Here is a 15,864-nt window from a genome sequence, read left to right on the forward strand (position 1 = left end):
CCCCGCCGGGGCCGTCTTCTGACGCCTGGAGCCTTCCATGACTGACACCCCCAAGCGCATCGTCCTCGCCTTTGGCACCCGCCCAGAAGCCACCAAGATGGCCCCGGTGTACTCGGCCCTCGCCGCGCAGCCAGGCCTCACGCCCCTTATCCTCTCGACCGGGCAGCAGCGGCAGATGCTCGACGAGGCGCTCGCCGTCTTCGGTCTGACGCCCGACGAAGACTTGCAGGTCATGACCGACCGTCAGACGCTGGCAGACCTGACGGGGCGCATCGTGCCGCAAGCCGGGCGCAAGCTGCGCGAGCTGGGGGCGGACATGGTCCTCGTGCATGGGGATACCACCACATCCTTTTGTGTGGCCCTCAGCGCCTTTTACGAGGGGATTCCGGTTGGGCACGTCGAGGCGGGGCTGCGCAGCGGGACCATGCGCGAACCCTTTCCGGAGGAAGCCAACCGCCGCCTGACCGGGGTCCTCAGCGACCTCGATTTTGCCCCCACCCCCGCCAGCGCCGAGAACCTGCGCCGGGAGGGCAAAGGCGAGCGGGGCCTTTTTGTGACCGGGCAAACCGCCGTCGACGCGGTGCGCGAGGTTGCCGGGCGGGTGCCGCTGCGCCCGGAGTGGCAAGCGAGGTTGGACGCGGGCGGGCGGCTCGTGACCGTCACCATGCACCGCCGCGAGAATCTCCCGGTGATGCGGGAGATGGCTGGAGCGCTCGCGGACGTGGCCCGCGCCCACCCGGACACCCATTTCGTCTATCCGGTGCACCTCAACCCGGCGGTGCAGGAGGCGGTGCGCCCGGTGCTGTCGGAGGTGCCCAACTTCGAACTCACGGACCCCCTGGACTACGCGCAGATGGCTCCCTTGATGGCGGCCTCAGCGCTCCTCGCGACCGACTCCGGCGGCTTGCAGGAGGAAGGCGCGGCCCTCGGCGTCCCGGTCGCGGTGCTGCGTAACGTCACCGAGCGCCCCGAAGGGCTGGAGGCAGGCGTCCTGACCCTCGCGGGCAATGACCCCCCGCGCCTGCGCGAGGTCCTGGACCGCCTCCTGGCCGACGAGGCCGAACTTGCCCGAATGCGCTCGGCCCGCAACCCCTATGGGGATGGACGAGCGGCGCAGCGCATCGCGGCGGCGGTGGCCTGGCAGTTCGGGCTGGGCGAGCGGCCAGAGAACTGGGCGTAGTCAGCAGCCAGCAGCCAGCGCCCAGGGGCCAGCAGCTCGCTTCCCAGGGAGACGATGGCCTGGCGGACGGCGGCTTTCCTCTTCGCCTCTCTCCTCCTCTATCCTGCGCTCAACGTGACCCAGGCACCTTCATCGCCAGCCCCCGCTCTCCGCTATGCCGTCGTCCTCAATCCCAGTGCCGGGCGGGGCCTAGCCGGGCGCAGTTGGCCCCGGCTGGAGGCCGAGCTGCGGGCGCGGGGGCTGATATACGAGGTCATTCGGGAGGCGAGCGGCCCGGCAGCGCGGGCGCGGGTGCAGGCGCTGCCGCCCGACGTGGCGGTGCTGGCGGTGGGCGGCGATGGCACGGTCGGGGCGCTGCTCCCCGCGCTGGTGGGCACCGGGCGGCCCCTGGGCCTCGTGCCGCTGGGCACCGGCAACGACTATGCGGGGATGCTAGGCCTCAAGCCGGGAGACTTCGGGGCGGCGCTCGCCCGGCTGGCGGGGCCGCCTCGCCCGGCGGACGCCCTGCGGGTGACGGTGCAGGGCGGCGAACACGCGGGTGAGACGCATCTGCTGCTCAATGGCCTGGGCCTAGGCTTTGACGCGCAGCTCACCGCCCGGCTGCCGGACGCCCCCGCGTGGCTGCCAGGGCTGGGGCGCTACGCTTGGGCCGCCCTGAGTACCCTGCGTTGGCTCACCCTTACCCCCGTCCGCGCGGAGGTCGACGGCGAGCTGCTGTATGAAGGTCCCAGCATCCTTGCCGCCGTCATGAACGGCACCCGCTATGGGGGCGGCTTTCATATCAGCCCCGAATCCAACCCGCGTGACGGCCTGCTCAACGTGGTCGTCAGCGGCCCGCTGGGGCGGCGGCAGGTGCTGCGGCTGATGGCGCTGGTGCTGCCGGGCCGTCACCTGAGCGACCCCAGGGTGCACCACCGGGCGGGCCGAGTGGCCGAGCTGCGGTGGGAGAGGCCCACCTGGTTGCACCTCGACGGCGACGTGCTGGGCCGAGCGACCGGGGTGCGGGCGGAGGTGTTGCCGGGGGCGGTGCTGCTGTTGGAGTAGCGGGTGGCCCGTGAGCGGTCAGCCGTCCGCTCTCGGCTTGGGGGGAAGACAGCCGCTTCCTTATGAGGGTTCCGTCCGCTTCTTGAACAAACCGGAACCCGTTTCTTTCCTTCTCGCTCTGCTCGGATTGAATCTACTTCGTCAACGATTCAATCGGAGTCCGTATTACCCCGGCAGCCGCGCCAGCACATGCCGGGCGAGGCGTTCTTTGAGGGGGCGCTGGCGGTCGAACTCGTAGGGTTCGTTCATCAAAAACCAGTACAGGTCGTGCAGGTAGGTGTGCGCGAGGTAGGCCCGCAGCCGGGTCAGGGTGGCGGGGGCGCGGTCGGGGAGGAAAGTCAGGGCCGCCTCCAGGCTCTCGCCGGGCGGCAGGAGGTCGAGGGTCCCGGTCTTCAGGAGGGCGAGGTCTCGCAGGGGGTCGTCCCAGCCCGCCTTGGTCCAGTCGATGACGAGCACGTCGCGCCCGGCCCCGTTCGCAGCTCCCGGCGGCGTGATGAGGATGTTGTCGTGCCACAGGTCAAGGTGGCAAAACGCGGCGGGCTGGTCGAGCAAGCCGCGCTCCAGCGGGTCTTCAACCGCCCAGAAAAGGTCGTCGAGGGGATAGGCCGCGAGCGCCGAGCGAAAGCGCCGCAGCCGCTCGCGCACCCGGCGCAGGTCGACCCACCCCGCCCGCTCGCGGTGCAGCGTTCCCAGAATCTCGCGCAGCCGGGGCAAGGCGTCCGGGACATCGGCAGCGGTCAGGGGCCGCCCCGGAAAGCGGCGCAGAATCAGGGCCTCGATGCCGTCGGCCTCCAGCGCGTCCACCACCCAGGCCCCCAGCCCAGCACGGCGCATGTTGGCGGCTTCGAGCTGGTGCTCGCCGCGCTGGGTGCGGTACACCTTGATTACCACGTCGCCACCTGCGGCGACATACACCCGGCTTTGCATGCCCGCATCCATCGGGGTGAGGGGACCGAAGCGGGCTTCCAGCACGGGAAAACGGTGGAGTGGCAGGCCGCCCAGGGTCACGCGGGCATCATAGCGGGGCGCAGCGGGGGTCAGGCCAAGCCGTCGGCGAAGCTCCCTCAGGCTTCGGCACCCGCCGGGACCGGGGGCAACTCTGCGAGCAACTCGACCAGCTGGGGGTCGAGGGCAGTGCCGGAGAGCACCTGCACCACAGCGAGATTGCCGCCCGCATGGGCCGCGGCGTTGGCGACGGCGAGAATGCGGGCATAAAGCGGGATGGCCTCGCCCGCCAAGCCGTCCGGCTCGCCACTGCCGTCCCAGCGCTCGTGGTGGTGGCGAATGGCCCGTCCCGCTTCCGAGAGGTGCGGCACGCTGTGGAGAAAGTTGGCCCCGACCTGCGCGTGCCCCGGCTCCCCGTGAATCTTGCCCAGGTCATGCAGCAGGGCGGCATACCACAGTTCCTCGCGCTCGCGGGGCGAGAGGCCCGCCGCCTCGCCCAGCCGCGCCGCCAGGTCCGCGACCGCTCGCCCATGGCCCAGCGCGTCAAACTCGCGGCTCTCGACTGCTTCGACCACCGCCGAGGCAATCTGGCGGGCCGTCTCCCGCCACTCGCGGCGGCTTTCGAGCACGGCAACCAGCGGCGCGACCGCCCCCGCCCAGGCAGTGACTGCCGCCTGCGCCGCCGAACTGAGGCTCGTGCCTGCCGGGCAGTCCAGCACCAGCGCCCCCAGCGTGCGCCCGTGGTCGGTGAGCGGCACCACGAAACTCAGGGGGGCTTGCCGCGCCCCGGCCCCCTCCAGCCGGGCCAGGGTTTCCGGGGGGTTGGCCGCCGCGTAGAGGTCGCGGCCCTGGAACAACTGCGGACGCCCTCCCGCCGTGGCCCACGGCCCGTCAAGCGTGACGCCCAGCAGGGTACGGGGGTAGCCGTGCACGGCGGCGATGGAGGCCGCGCCCCGGCCCAGCACCGCGTAGCCCTTGGCCCCGCCGCCCAGCAGCCGCGCCGCGTGGCCGAGCGCCCCCTCCAACACGTTCGCCGTGCTGGGCCGCGCCAGCAGCCCCGCGAGGAGCGCGGTCGCGTCGGCAGAGGCTGGAGAGGACGGAACAGAAGCCGCCTCAGACCCGGAGGGAGGCTGCGTCGGACGGGAGCGCCTGAACACGTTGTGTCCACTATACCCGCGCTAGGCTCCTGCGGTGACGCATTCTCGTCCGGCCCTCCCTGCCTCCCCTCCCCCCGCCGGGCGCTTTGCCGCGGTCACGGGGGCCGTCGAGCGCGGCTACGCCCGCTATACCCGGCAGGCCGAAGCCTGGCTCAGCCGCTACCGCGAACGCGGCGGGCGGGTGTACTGCGGGGCGGGGTGCTTTGCTTGCTGCGACATGCCCATTCGGGTGAGCCTGGCCGAAGCGCTCGTCACCGCCAGGGCGCTCGGCGAGGCAGACGCGGCCCGCGTGGAGGCGCACGCCCGGCAGGTCCTGCACAATGCCCGCACCGCCCCCGACGAAGAAACCTACGTCGAGCGGCACCGCCGCGAGGTGGGCTTTTGCCCGCTTCTCGACCGCGAGACGGGCGCTTGCCGCCACTACGACGCTCGGCCTACCCGCTGCCGCGACACCTTCAGCGCGCTGCCCGCCCGCTACTGCGCCGCCGGAACCTGGGAGCGCCTGAGCCGCCGCGAACGGGCCGACTACGCCCGTGAGGTCGCCCGCACTCCCGGCACCGACGGCGAGCTGCACTACCTTGCCCCGCTAGAGCACCTCTCCGAACCCGTTTGGGCCGCCGCTGCCCACGCCATGCGCCAAGCTTGGGGCCTGGAGGTCTGGGGCGACTTCTGGACCCTGACCACCCTGGCCCGGCGGGAAGACTTCATGAGCCGGGTCGAACGGGGCGACGCCCGCGGCGCGTGGCAGGCGGCGCGGCGGGCCGGGCTGGCGCATGAAATGGTGCTGGAGATTGGCTGATGGGAAGCGCCGGCTTGCAGCAAGAAAGCCTGGGCCGAGGTTGAAGTCTGGGAACATAAGGCGACGGATTCCCAACACCTGGCGACTTACGTTCCCGGCGCGAACCGCGTCTGCCCCCTCCACCGCACCGCCCAGAAATAGGCTTCCGCCGCCGAGAAGCAGGCGGGCTGGGCTGCCGGGGGGTGGCGGGCGCAGATGGCCCGCAGGTTGGCCCGGAAAGCCTCGTCGCTGGCGCGGCGGTTGGCCGCGGTCGGCTCCAGCACCCGCAGGTTGTGATAGGCGAAGTCGTGCACCACGCACGCCGGGGCGAAGTCGTCGCGGTAGCCCAGGCCCAGGCCCTGCGGGGCGCTGCACCCGTTGTTCTCCCAATCGAGGGCGGGCCACAGCGGCTCCAGCCGGGGCCGCGCCGCCGCAAAGGCTTCCGGCGTGCCCCAGCCCAGCCGCTTGACGACCGCCACCGCACTGTCGTCCCGGCCTGGAACATCAGGAAAGAGTGCCGGGGCGCATGACCCCAGCACCCCGCCACTCAGGACCGCCGCCAGCAGCAGCTTGGGCAGGCCCACAGCCTATTTCCGGGTGGCCTCAATCAATGCGGGCACAATCTGGTTCACGTCGCCTACGATGCCGTAATCGGCCACCTTGAAGATGGGGGCTTCGGCGTCCTTGTTGATGGCGATGATGTACTTGCTCTTGCCCATGCCGGAGAGGTGCTGCACCGCGCCACTCACGCCCAGCGCGACGTAAGCCTTGGGCTGCACGGTCTTGCCCGTTTGCCCGACCTGCTCGGCGTAGGGCCGCCAGCCCGCATCCACGACGGCGCGGGTCGCGCCCACGCCCGCGCCCAGGCGGTCGGCGAGGCCTTCTACGTAGGCCGTGAAGTTTTCGGGGCTGCCCACCCCGCGCCCGCCGGTCACAATCACGTCGGCTTCGGTCAGGGCCACCCGGTTGGTCTTCTCTACACTGCGGCCCGTCACTTCCACGCGGGGGGCGGGCAGGTCAAGTTCGACGTCGTATTGCTCGCCCGTGGCCCCAGCAGGCGGCGCGGGGGCAAAGGAACCAGGCTTGACGGTCACGACGGTCACTGGGGCCTCAGCCTCCACCGTCTCGGTCACGCGGGCGAGGTAGGTGTAGCGCTGGGCTTGCAGGGCCGCGCCGTTCGCCCGCAGGGCAATCACGTCTTCGAGGTAGGGGGCGTCCAGCTTGACGGCCACGCGGGGGGCAAACTCGCGCCCCGAACGGCTGCCCCCGATGAGGACGGTGTGCGCCTCGCCCTCGCGGGCAATCTGGGCGGTTGCGGCGGCCCACAGCTCGGCGTCATACCGCGCCAGCGCGGGCAGGTCAGCCACCAGCACCTGCTCGGCGACCGCAGCGGCGGCGTTCGCCACCTCGGCCACCCCTTGGCCCAGCACGAGCACCGTCACCGGGCCTTCGCGTCCCGACTCGCGGGCGGCGGTGACCATCTCCAGAGTGGCTTTGGCGAGCTGGCCGCTCGCGTGTTCGGCAACAATCAGAATCATGCAATCACCTTCGCTTCGTTGCGCAGGAGGTCGAGCAGCTCGGCAGCGGCGGCTTGCGGGTCCTTGCCGTCAATCATCTTGTTGAGGCGGGCGCGGGTCTGGATGTCGCTGCCCACCACGCGCACGGTGGGCGCCGCGCCGTAGGCGTCCAGCGTGTCCTTGCGCAGTTCCTTTTTCTTGGCCTTCATGATGTTGGGCAGGGTCGGGTAACGCGGCTCGTTGAGGCCCTGCTGGGTGGTCACGACGGCGGGCAGGGGGACGCGGAAGCTCTCATTGCCGTCGTCCACATCGTGCCGGCCCGTGAGGGTGTCGCCCTCCAGCGCGAGTTCGTTTGTCCAGGTGAGCTGCGGCCAGCCCAGGCGCTCGGCGGTCGCGGCTCCCAACGCTTGGCTGTCCCAGTCGGCTTCCTGCCCCCCCACCAAAATCAGGCTCACGCCCTCTGCCTGGGCCACCTGCGCCACCACCCGGCTGAGGGCGATGGGGTCGAGGGCCTGGTCCGTCTCGACGTGAATGGCCCGGTCTACCCCCATCGCCAGGGCGGTTCGCAAGGCGTCCTCGACCCGCTTGGGACCGGTGGCCAGCGCGACAATCTCTTCAACGGCAGCGCCGCCCTCGCGCAGGCGCAGGGCTTCTTCTACCCCGTACTCGTCCATGCCGTCCATCACCAGGGTGGCCCCCTCCAAATCGACCTGCCCCCCACTGATTTTTACGCGGGCCTCTGCGTCGGGCACTTGTCTTACCAGCGTCAGAATCTTCATGTGGCCTCCAGGATAAAGCGGGGCTCCCCCCACCGCGACAATCTGCCGGGCGCTGTCCAGAGCGGAAGGACCAGAACTGGCCGTCCCACTTCTTGGACTCGGTGCAAGTTTAGCAGCCTGGCCTTTGGCGGGGGGGCACCCCCCGACCCATCTCCCATTCATAAAGCCGCCGTCAAACTCATGAGGGGCGCAGCTCATGCTTGTGGCCCAGGCTGCGGGGGAGATGAAACACTTCCTTGCTCTGACGGCTGCCGCCGCCCTCGCCACAGCGGGCGCTCAGACCACCACAACCACCGTGACCGCGATTCCCGCCACCCCCATCAGCACGGGCCTGAGCGGCGTCGAACTCGGCCTCACCGGGGGCTACGCGGGCGGCCTGAGCGGTGAAGTCTTCGTGCACGCGCCGAACGTGGCGGGTCCCTTTGGGGTGAAGGTGGGGGTGGCGTTCGCTAACTCGGACCGCCTGAATGACAATGCCGCGCTCGTGGGCGAAGGCAACGCCGCGCTCACCCTCGGCGACCTCAAGAATATTTTTGGGGCCACCGAAACGGGCAGCGCCACCGTGTTTAGCTTGGACGGCACCTACGCGCTCGGCCAGGTTGCCCCCGGCGTGAACAGCTTGGTCTATGCGGGTGCCCGCTACGGCCTCTTCCAGGGGGCCATCAACTACGAGAACGAGCGGACCACCTACTCCAGCAACAACTTCGGCATCGGCGCGGGGCTGATGGCAAGTTACGCGATTGGCAACAACCTCAGCATCGTGGGCGACCTGGGGATTGACCAGTTCTTCGGCGGCGCGGTCAGCGTGCGTCAGTCCAGCGGCACGCCCACTGACCCCGGAGCCGCTCAGGGCGTCTACCGCCAGCCCGGCACCGTCTTTAAGGCCCGCATCGGCCTCAAGACGGGCTTCTAATCGCTGCTCTTCTCAGGCTCCTCTTCCCCAGTGGACGGGGAGCTTTTCGCAGCGGAGTTCAGCAGCGCTTCGAGTTGGCCGAACGCTGCCACCACCCGTGGAAACCCCAGGTACGGCACGCAGAAGAGCAGCGTCTCGCGCACCTCGGCCTCGGTCGCGCCCGCTCGCAGCGCTCCGCGCAGGTGGGTCCGGAGTTCCGGGGGGCTGCCCAGCGCCGTGAGCAGGGCGCAGGCGAGCAGTTCCTTGGTCTTGAGGTCGAGGCCAGGGCGCTCATACACCGTGTCATAGGCAAAGTCACGGATGTAGGCCATCAGGTCGGGGTCGAGGCGGGAAAGGCGCGTGAGGATACGCTCCTCCTGCGCCCCGAAAATCTGAGTGCGGGCGCGGGGCTGGTCGTTGGCATCGGCCATAGGGGCAGGCTAGCAGTACGGGGGGGCGGCCCCTCCCCATCAGGAAAAAGGCCACCCCCCCGCAGAGACACCGTCTCTTGCTCTATTTCTTGAGGGCCTTGACCACGGCGGGAGTGAGGTCCGTCACAGCGGTGTTGGCGTACACGACCACTCCCGACTGCGCGGCGACGCGGCGGTCGAGCACCACCGTAAAGCCACTGGAGCGGGCCACCGCAGCGACGACCGAGTTGAGGCGGCTCTGAAGGGGCGCGAACTCCTTGGCGAGCCGGGCGTTGTAGTTCTTCTGGGCGGCCACGAGGCTTTGCTGCGCTTTTTGGTAGGCCTGCACGTCAGCGGCCTTGCGGGTCTTCTGGGCTTGCGTTGCAAGTTTTTGCAAGTTCGCCTGCTTGGCCGCTAGATCGGCGTCGACCCGCTTTTGCAAGCTGAGATAATTGGCGGAGTTCGGCATTGCAGCCACCGCCTGCTGCACGTTCACGAAGCCGACGCGTGCGCGGGATTGCTGGGCCTGCGGCACCGTGCTGAGCAGAGCCAGCGGCAGGAGGAACAGGGCGTAATGCATGGGCACTTCCTTTCGGAGGGGACTCCTGAAACATCACCGCAAGGCGAGACCCCCGCAGGTGCGGGGGCCATGCCGTCAGCCTGCGCGGGGAGAGAGACAAGAAACGCGCTTACTTCAGGGCCTTGACCGCCGCTTCGGTCAGGTCGGTGTTGTTCTCGGCGAACACCACCAGGCCGCTGGTCGCGGCGACACGGCGGTCCATCACGATGGCGAAGCCGTTTTGCTTGGCGACGGTGCTGATGGCAGCGTCCGCGGCCTTTTCGGCTGCCGTCACGCGGGCCTGCATGCCCTGAATCTGGGTGTCGTAGGCCTTGGCGCGGGCTTGGAGGGTGCCCACGAGCTGGGTGCGCTTGTCCTTTTCGGCGGCGGTGGCCTGAGCACCCTTGGCGTCGATGTCACGAATCTGCTTTTCCAAGGCACCAAGTTCGGCTTCGGCCTTTTGGCGCAGCTCGGTCAGTTCTTTGCCCACCGGCTGAGCGTTCATGATGGTCTGGACATCAACAAAGCCGACCTTCTGGGGGGTGGTCTGGGCGTGAGGAGCGAGAGTCCCCAGGCCAAACGCGGCCACGAGGGCTGCGGGGGCAAGCGCCTTGGCGTTCATCTTCATGCGTCGCACGCTAGCACGGCCCTTTCTGAGCGGCATGAAGTTCTGCTCGGTTGGCTCACATTCCCCCGTCAGTGGGGCGTCAGCTCTGCGGGCCTTTGGGGGCTTACGCCCGGCGTCTGAGAAGGTAAGCTGAGTCATGCTTGTCCGCGACTGGATGACGCGTGACCCCCTGACGGTCACGCCCGATACGCCCGTGATGGACGCCCTGCGGATTCTCAAGGAACGGGGCTTTCGCCGCCTCCCGGTGATGGAGGGGGGGCGGCTGGTGGGCATCACCACCCGCAAGGACCTCAAAGACGCGATGCCCAGCAAGGCGACCACCCTCAGCGTCTGGGAGCTGAACTACCTGCTCAGCAAACTGACCGTCGCCGAGATGATGGCCCGCCCGGTGCTCACCGCCCAGGAAGACGAGTACATGGAAGACGCCGCCCTGCGCATGCAGGAGCACGGGGTGGGCGGCTTGCCCGTTTTGGACGCGGCGGGACGGGTCACCGGCATCATCACCATCACAGACGTGCTGCGGGCCTTTGTGGACATCATGGGCCTGAAAGAAGGGGGCACCCGCCTCACCCTCGACATGCCCGACACCCCTGGCAGCCTCGCCCGCGCCGCGCAGGCCGCGCAGCCCAGCAACATCATCAGCGTGGCCACCTACGGCCACCACGATGAGGGCGGCCAGCCCCGGCGCCGCTTCGTGATGCGCGTGACGGGCGAGGGGGCGCGGGAGGTCAAAGACCGGGTGCGGGCTGCCGGAATCGACGTGCTCGACTAGGGCAGCGCTCTTTTCCCCCCCGCGCTGGCGGCTTTCCTCAGCCCTCCCCCAGCGCCCGCCACGCCGCCGACACCGCCGCACCCCGCGTGAAGGGCACGCCGAGGCTGGCAAAGGCATCTTCCAGGATGCCCGCGATGCCCAGGGCGTCGTAGCGGTCGGCGTAGCCCAGCGTGGAGACGCGAAAGACCGTATCCTCGTGCGGGGCCTGGCCGGGCAGCGCCCGCTGGCCCATCTCGGCGAGGCGGGCCGCCACCTGCCGCCCGGTGAGGGGCGCAGGGGGGCGCAGCACCGCGACCGCGGGGGAGGTCCGGGCGGCCCAGGCCGGAGCGCCCAGCGCCTCCCCCGCCGCGACCAAGGCATCCGCCTGCCGCCGTTTTTCGGCCCAGAGCACCTCGCGGGGCACGCTCAGGAGGCGGTCCAGGGCGCGAGATAGGGCCACGATGAGGTTGATGGCCGGGGTCTGGGGGGTGTTGCCCGCCTTTTGCCCGCGCAGTTCGCGGGTGAGGTCGAGGTAAAAGCCGCGTCCCGTCGCGGGGACCATTCGCTCCTGCACCTGCGGGTCAAACAGCACGAAGCCCAGGCCAGGCGGCGTGGCGGTCCCCTTTTGGCTGCCGCTGACGACCGCGTCCACCCCCCACTCGGCGGGGCGCAGCTCGGCCACCCCGTAGGAGGTGATGCAGTCGGCGATGACAATCAGGTCGGGATTTTGCGCCTTGGCCGCCCCCGCGATGGCGGCGAGGTCATGCAGCGCCCCGGTGCTCGTCTCGCTGTGGGTAACGAGGAGGGTATGGGCATCCCGGCAGGCGTCTGCCACCTCCTGCGGGTCGAGCAGCTCGCCCCAGGGCTTGGCGACGAGCGTGGTCCGGTACCCCAGCCGCTGCGCCATCTCGCCCCAACGCTCGCTGAACTTGCCCGCCTGGGCGTTGACCACTTTGGCCCCCTCCGGGGTCAGGCTCACCAAGGCCCCCTCAAAAGCCCCGGTGCCGCTGCTGGTGGTTATCACCGCGTCGTAGGGGTCACCCAGCAGGGCCGTTAGCTTGGCCCGCGCCTCCGCCAGGGCGGCGATGCCCTCCGGCGAGCGGTGGTGCGGCTGCGGGCGGGCGAGTTCGAGCAGCACCTGGGGTTCGACCTCGACGGGGCCGGGGGCAATCAGGCGCTGACGGTTGAGGGGCAGGTGGGGGGGCCGCATGGGGGGAGCATACCGGCGGGGCCGCGCCGGGGGGTACCCGCTGCCCAGACGGGGGGGCGAGACCTCCTGCCCCTACTGCGGCGGCGCGAGGGGCAGCAGGCGCACCCCGCCTTCGCCGTCGCCGCCAATCCAGGTGGTGCCGTCGGGACTCAGCGCTTCTGGCCAGCCGTCCCAGACGCGGGTAATCGCCCCCAGGGTGCGCCCGGTGGCCACCTCGCGCAGCTCGAGCCACTCTCGGCCCTGCACGTCGACCCCGGCGCGGCGCACCAGGACGCGGCTGCCGTCCGCGCTAAAGCCAATCACCCCGCTGGTGCCCGCGAGGTAGGGGGGCGGGGGCAGTTCCTTGCCGTCCGATAGGCGAATGAGGCGGCCCCGCGAGGCGAGCATTCCCGCGCTGTCGGGGGTGAAGGTGCCGTAGCCCACCCCGTTCAGGGTGGTCCGCAGCGCTCCCGTGCCGCTTTCAAAAAGGCGCGTCTTGGTCTGGCCCCGGAAGAGGGGGGCGAAGAGGCGGCTGTCGGGGCTAAAGGGCAGGGCGGTCGGCTCGCCCCCGCTTTGGCTGGTCACGGTGGTCACGCGCCGGGCCGCCGTCCAGTCCCAGAGCTGCGCGTAGCCGTTGCGGTTGCCCGCCGCCAGCCGGGTGCCGTCCGGACTAAAGGCGAGGGAGGTCGTCCCGGTGAGGCCCCCCGCGACGAGCAGCTTTTGAAAGGTGGGGGCAGAGGCAGAGGTCTGATAGGTGCTCAGGACACCGACCCGCCCGGCGCGGGTGAGGGGGTCTGGGGTGAGCACCACGGCGAGCCAGCGCCCGTCGTGGCTGAGGGCCGGGGGCACATCCAGCAGGGCTTCGGGCGGCAGCATGACCGAGCGGCGGCTTTCGCCTGTCGCGGCGTCGAGCAGCCGAACCTGGGCGCTGTAGCGGCCCCGCACCGCGACGAGGCCGGAACTCGCCCCTGGCGTCACGGGGAGGGCAGCGGGGGCGACCCCCACCACCACCAGGGGGTCAGGGGGCACCCGCCGCTCGCTCGCAGTCGTCTGGGCGTGGGCGGGAGCCAGCGCGAAAAGGACGAGCAGGGACCGAACGCGCCGCCCCGTAAGGGCAGCGCCGCCGGGCCGGGCGCAGGGGCTAGGCTTCACCCGGTCAGGCTAGCGCGGAGGCGGCGGGGGCGGGTGTGGAGGAATCGGCGTCCGGTGCCCTTAGACCTGCACCAGATACGCCGAGTCAATCATGTCGAGGGCACGAATGGCCGCGAGTTGCTCGGCGGTGAGACCGTCGTCGAGGGTGAGGGTAAAGAGGGCCTGGCCGCCCCGCTCGGCGCGGCCCAGGGCCATCCCCGCGATGTTGACCCCCCAGCCCCCCAGCAGGGCAGAGAGGGCGGCCACCGCGCCGGGGCGGTCCTGGTTGGAGGCAATCAGGATGTGGCCCTCCGGGGCGAGTTCGACTCGGAAGTCGCGCAAGCGGGTCAGGCGGGGGCTGCGCCCGAAGACGGTGCCCCCCACCGTGCGGGTGCGGGGGCGGCCCCCCTCGCCGTGGGCGGTCGCCCGCACGATGACTTCGGTCTGGTAGTCGGGACTCTGGGCGTCCTCGCGGACGGTGAGGCTCAGCCCGCGCTCGCGGGCGAGGGCGCGGGCGTTAATCAGGTTGGGCGTCTCGTCGGTGCTGCCCGACAGGTAGCCCACCAGGGCCGCCGTGACGACGGGCGCGGGGTCGGCGGGAAAGTCGCCCCGAAAGGTCACCTCCAGGTCATGTGCTCCGGGCAGCAGTTGGGTCAGGATGCGCCCCAGCTTCTCGCCCAGTTCCAGATATCCCCCCAGCGCCTCCAGGGTGCGGGGGTCGAGGGCGGGCGCGTTTACGGCCCCCCGGCTGACGTCCCCGTGCAGGGCGGCGAGGACCCGGCCCACGATTTCGGCCCCGACCCGCTCCTGCGCTTCCACGGTGTTCGCGCCCAGGTGCGCGGTGAGGCTGAGGTTCGGAGCGCTGAGCAGCACGTGTCCCGGCGCGGGCGGTTCCTCGACAAACACGTCGACCCCGGCCCCCAACAGGTGCCCGCTGCGCAGGGCCGCCGCGAGCGCCTCCTCGTCGACGATGCCGCCCCGCGCCGCATTCACGACAACCGCGCCGGGCCGCAAGCGGGCAAGTTCACGCGCCCCAATCAGCCCCCGCGTCTCCTCGGTGAGGGGAGTGTGCACGGTCAGGAAGTCGGCCCGGTCCAGGAGGTCTTCGAGGGTGGCGGCCCGCTCGACGCCCAGCCGCTCAAACTTGCTCTCCGGAACGTAGGGGTCATAGGCGACCACCCGCAGCCGCAGCCCCTGCGCCCGGTCCGCCACGATGGACCCGATGCGGCCCAGGCCCACAATGCCGAGCACCTTGTCCTTGAGTTCGGTGCCCAGAAACCGGCGGTCCCACTCGCCCGCCCGCGTCAGGCGGTCCGAGCGGGTCAGGCCCCGCGCCGCAGCCAGCAGGTGCGCGAGGGCGAGTTCGGCGGCAGAGACGTTGTTGCTCTCCGGGGCGTTGAGCACCAGGATGCCCCGGCGCGAGCAGGCGTCGAGGTCGATGTTGTCGACCCCCACCCCCCCGCGCCCAATCACCCGCAGGCGAGGCCCTGCCGCCTCCAGCAACTCGCGGTCCACGCGGGTGCGGCTGCGGGTGATGAGGGCGTCATACTCCGGCAAGCGCCGCAGCGTTTCCTCCCGCGGGAGGTTCCCCTCGTAGGTGATTTCGAACCCCTCGTGGTCGAGAGAGCCGGGGTTCATCTCGTCACAAATCAGAACCCGGAGCGGGGTCGCCGGGGCGGAGGCGGGCCGGGCCGTGAGCGGAAGGGTCATGTCCCCAGCGTAAGGGGGCGCGGGGCGAGTGCGGCGGGGGGCTGGCTAGGAAGGCCCAGCGAGGTCAAGGCGCAAAGGCCACGTCCAGCGCCAGGGCCGAGCGCAGCCGCCGGGCGTACTCCCGCTCGCCCACCTCGTAGACCCCCAGCCGGGCAAGGTGCGGATTCTGAACCTGCGCGTCCAGCAGGGTAAAGCCCCGCGCCCGCAGGTACTCCGCCAGGCGGATGAGGGCCACCTTGCTCGCGTTCGTCACCCGATGAAACTTGCTCTCGGCGAGAAAGGCCCCGCCCAGGCTAAGGCCCAGCACCCCGCCCGCGAGTTCCTCGCCGCGCCACACCTCAAAGGAGTGGGCCAGCCCGGTGCGGTGCAGGTGGGCGTATACCGTGGCCAGCGGCGGGCTGATCCACTCGCCGTCCCGCGGGGGCGACCCCGGCAGGCGGCCCCGGCAGCCCTCCACCACCTCCGCGAAGGCCGTGTCCACCCGCACCTCAAAACGCCCCAGCTCGCGCCGCAGCCGCCGAGCGACATGCAAGCCCTCTTCCTCAGAGAGCGGCACCAGCGCCCGCGTCCGGGCCGAATACCACTCCACTCCGTCGCCACCGTCCATCAAAAAAGCCCCCGCCGCATACCCCCGCGCCACCTCGCGGGTCAGGGGGTCGGGGTGCTGGAGGAAGTGGGAGGCATGAGGCATAAGGCTTGTCGCTTGTGGCTTGTGGCGTGTGGAAAGAAAAGCTTGGGCTTTTTAGCTCCCCACTCCCTACTGCCCACTCCCCACTGACCCCTTGGGGTACAGCACCGCCTGCGTGCAGCGAAAGAGCGCTATCACCCGGCCCTCCGGTCCTCGCACTTCGGCATCCCAGACCTGGGTGGTGCGCCCGGCGTGCACGGCGCGGCCCTCGCAGGTGACCACCCCCTCGCGGGCGGTCGAGAGGTGGTTACTTTTGAGTTCGATGGTGGTAAATCCAGTCGCCCCCTGGGGCAGCAGCATCCGAGTGCCGTAGCCGCAGGTCGTGTCCGCCAGCGCCACCACCGACGCCGCGTGCAGAAAGCCGTTGGGCGCAAGCAGTTCGGACCGCACGGTGAGTTCAGAGCGCAGCAGGCCAGGCTCGGCGTGGGTAAAACGAATGCCCAACAACCCAGGCAGGTGGCCGTCGCCCAGGGCATTGAGGTGGTCGAGGCTGGGGAGCATGGGGA

Annotated in this window: 18 protein-coding genes; 5 read left to right on the forward strand and 13 right to left on the reverse strand. The window is 70.5% G+C overall.

All coding sequences use genetic code 11. The features are described from left to right. Window positions 1–37: 37 nt before the first annotated feature. Window positions 38–1,180 (forward strand): non-hydrolyzing UDP-N-acetylglucosamine 2-epimerase, encoded by a 1,143-nt coding sequence (gene wecB / locus H565_RS0102875; RefSeq protein WP_027459713.1) that lies wholly within the window; start codon window positions 38–40, stop codon window positions 1,178–1,180. Window positions 1,181–1,294: 114 nt separating this feature from the next. Then, window positions 1,295–2,224, forward strand: coding sequence for a diacylglycerol/lipid kinase family protein (locus H565_RS0102880; RefSeq protein WP_027459714.1), 930 nt, complete (start codon window positions 1,295–1,297; stop codon window positions 2,222–2,224). 165 nt (window positions 2,225–2,389) lie between these two features. Here the strand turns inward: H565_RS0102880 and H565_RS0102885 are convergent, their stop codons facing one another. Next, entirely contained in the window at window positions 2,390–3,232 is an 843-nt protein-coding gene (locus H565_RS0102885; protein WP_027459715.1) for a phosphotransferase family protein, read from the reverse strand. A 56-nt stretch (window positions 3,233–3,288) separates the two neighbouring features. After that, complete coding sequence (locus tag H565_RS0102890; protein ID WP_034408187.1) at window positions 3,289–4,326, reverse strand: HD-GYP domain-containing protein; 1,038 nt, start codon at window positions 4,324–4,326, stop codon at window positions 3,289–3,291. Window positions 4,327–4,360: 34 nt separating this feature from the next. Here H565_RS0102890 and H565_RS0102895 point away from each other — a divergent pair, with 34 nt between their 5' ends. Then, entirely contained in the window at window positions 4,361–5,125 is a 765-nt protein-coding gene (locus tag H565_RS0102895) for a YkgJ family cysteine cluster protein (RefSeq protein WP_027459717.1), read from the forward strand. Between the two features lie 86 nt (window positions 5,126–5,211). Here H565_RS0102895 and H565_RS14140 read toward each other — a convergent pair whose 3' ends face one another. From H565_RS14140 to H565_RS0102910, 3 genes are read right to left on the reverse strand one after another with little or no spacing between them, the layout of a single operon-like run. Then, window positions 5,212–5,688, reverse strand: a complete 477-nt coding sequence (locus H565_RS14140) for a phospholipase A2 (RefSeq protein ID WP_051363383.1) — start codon at window positions 5,686–5,688, stop codon at window positions 5,212–5,214. A 3-nt stretch (window positions 5,689–5,691) separates the two neighbouring features. After that, window positions 5,692–6,642, reverse strand: a complete 951-nt coding sequence (locus H565_RS0102905; protein ID WP_027459718.1) for an electron transfer flavoprotein subunit alpha/FixB family protein — start codon at window positions 6,640–6,642, stop codon at window positions 5,692–5,694. Beyond that, a complete protein-coding gene (locus H565_RS0102910; RefSeq protein WP_027459719.1) occupies window positions 6,639–7,400 on the reverse strand; it encodes an electron transfer flavoprotein subunit beta/FixA family protein in 762 nt (253 codons plus the stop codon). The genes H565_RS0102905 and H565_RS0102910 overlap by 4 nt, the downstream gene beginning before the upstream one ends. Before the next feature lie 223 nt (window positions 7,401–7,623). Here H565_RS0102910 and H565_RS0102915 point away from each other — a divergent pair, with 223 nt between their 5' ends. After that, window positions 7,624–8,313 carry a hypothetical protein gene (locus H565_RS0102915; RefSeq protein ID WP_027459720.1) on the forward strand — a complete coding sequence of 230 codons (690 nt, stop codon included), beginning with the start codon at window positions 7,624–7,626 and terminating at the stop codon, window positions 8,311–8,313. Here H565_RS0102915 and H565_RS0102920 read toward each other — a convergent pair. The 3 genes from H565_RS0102920 to H565_RS0102930 form a co-directional block, all read right to left on the reverse strand. Then, window positions 8,310–8,723: a carboxymuconolactone decarboxylase family protein gene (locus H565_RS0102920; protein ID WP_027459721.1), complete on the reverse strand. Its 414-nt coding sequence runs from the start codon at window positions 8,721–8,723 to the stop codon at window positions 8,310–8,312. The genes H565_RS0102915 and H565_RS0102920 overlap by 4 nt on opposite strands. Window positions 8,724–8,805: 82 nt before the next feature. Beyond that, window positions 8,806–9,282: an OmpH/Skp family outer membrane protein gene (locus H565_RS0102925; RefSeq protein WP_027459722.1), complete on the reverse strand. Its 477-nt coding sequence runs from the start codon at window positions 9,280–9,282 to the stop codon at window positions 8,806–8,808. A gap of 109 nt (window positions 9,283–9,391) precedes the next feature. Continuing rightward, complete coding sequence (locus H565_RS0102930) at window positions 9,392–9,889, reverse strand: OmpH/Skp family outer membrane protein (protein WP_027459723.1); 498 nt, start codon at window positions 9,887–9,889, stop codon at window positions 9,392–9,394. 136 nt (window positions 9,890–10,025) lie between these two features. Between H565_RS0102930 and H565_RS0102935 the strand changes: the two genes are divergently transcribed. Next, the gene (locus H565_RS0102935; RefSeq protein WP_027459724.1) at window positions 10,026–10,661 is read left to right on the forward strand and encodes a CBS and ACT domain-containing protein; all 636 of its coding nucleotides are present in this window, start codon (window positions 10,026–10,028) and stop codon (window positions 10,659–10,661) included. A 37-nt stretch (window positions 10,662–10,698) separates the two neighbouring features. Here the strand turns inward: H565_RS0102935 and H565_RS0102940 are convergent, their stop codons facing one another. The 5 genes from H565_RS0102940 to H565_RS0102960 form a co-directional block, all read right to left on the reverse strand. Continuing rightward, window positions 10,699–11,850, reverse strand: coding sequence for an aminotransferase class V-fold PLP-dependent enzyme (locus tag H565_RS0102940; RefSeq protein WP_027459725.1), 1,152 nt, complete (start codon window positions 11,848–11,850; stop codon window positions 10,699–10,701). 72 nt (window positions 11,851–11,922) lie between these two features. After that, window positions 11,923–12,981 carry a WD40 repeat domain-containing protein gene (locus H565_RS0102945; RefSeq protein ID WP_027459726.1) on the reverse strand — a complete coding sequence of 353 codons (1,059 nt, stop codon included), beginning with the start codon at window positions 12,979–12,981 and terminating at the stop codon, window positions 11,923–11,925. A gap of 60 nt (window positions 12,982–13,041) precedes the next feature. After that, window positions 13,042–14,670, reverse strand: coding sequence for a phosphoglycerate dehydrogenase (gene serA / locus H565_RS0102950; protein ID WP_027459727.1), 1,629 nt, complete (start codon window positions 14,668–14,670; stop codon window positions 13,042–13,044). A gap of 64 nt (window positions 14,671–14,734) precedes the next feature. Beyond that, the gene (aat, locus tag H565_RS0102955) at window positions 14,735–15,361 is read right to left on the reverse strand and encodes a leucyl/phenylalanyl-tRNA--protein transferase (protein ID WP_027459728.1); all 627 of its coding nucleotides are present in this window, start codon (window positions 15,359–15,361) and stop codon (window positions 14,735–14,737) included. 66 nt (window positions 15,362–15,427) lie between these two features. Then, the gene (locus H565_RS0102960) at window positions 15,428–15,859 is read right to left on the reverse strand and encodes a PaaI family thioesterase (protein ID WP_027459729.1); all 432 of its coding nucleotides are present in this window, start codon (window positions 15,857–15,859) and stop codon (window positions 15,428–15,430) included. Window positions 15,860–15,864: the final 5 nt, after the last annotated feature.

The sequence above is a fragment of the Deinococcus murrayi DSM 11303 genome, assembly GCF_000482805.1.
In the GTDB taxonomy this organism is placed as follows: domain Bacteria; phylum Deinococcota; class Deinococci; order Deinococcales; family Deinococcaceae; genus Deinococcus; species Deinococcus murrayi.

Coding starts and splice junctions, on each gene's coding strand:
- H565_RS0102960 (WP_027459729.1), bottom strand. CDS start 15,859: ATGCTCCCCAGCCTCGACCACCTCAATGCCCTGGGCGACGGCCACCTG.
- H565_RS0102910 (WP_027459719.1), bottom strand. CDS start 7,400: ATGAAGATTCTGACGCTGGTAAGACAAGTGCCCGACGCAGAGGCCCGC.
- H565_RS0102935 (WP_027459724.1), top strand. CDS start 10,026: ATGCTTGTCCGCGACTGGATGACGCGTGACCCCCTGACGGTCACGCCC.
- H565_RS0102920 (WP_027459721.1), bottom strand. CDS start 8,723: ATGGCCGATGCCAACGACCAGCCCCGCGCCCGCACTCAGATTTTCGGG.
- H565_RS0102915 (WP_027459720.1), top strand. CDS start 7,624: ATGAAACACTTCCTTGCTCTGACGGCTGCCGCCGCCCTCGCCACAGCG.
- H565_RS0102940 (WP_027459725.1), bottom strand. CDS start 11,850: ATGCGGCCCCCCCACCTGCCCCTCAACCGTCAGCGCCTGATTGCCCCC.
- serA (WP_027459727.1), bottom strand. CDS start 14,670: ATGACCCTTCCGCTCACGGCCCGGCCCGCCTCCGCCCCGGCGACCCCG.
- aat (WP_027459728.1), bottom strand. CDS start 15,361: ATGCCTCATGCCTCCCACTTCCTCCAGCACCCCGACCCCCTGACCCGC.
- H565_RS0102930 (WP_027459723.1), bottom strand. CDS start 9,889: ATGAAGATGAACGCCAAGGCGCTTGCCCCCGCAGCCCTCGTGGCCGCG.
- H565_RS0102905 (WP_027459718.1), bottom strand. CDS start 6,642: ATGATTCTGATTGTTGCCGAACACGCGAGCGGCCAGCTCGCCAAAGCC.
- wecB (WP_027459713.1), top strand. CDS start 38: ATGACTGACACCCCCAAGCGCATCGTCCTCGCCTTTGGCACCCGCCCA.
- H565_RS0102925 (WP_027459722.1), bottom strand. CDS start 9,282: ATGCATTACGCCCTGTTCCTCCTGCCGCTGGCTCTGCTCAGCACGGTG.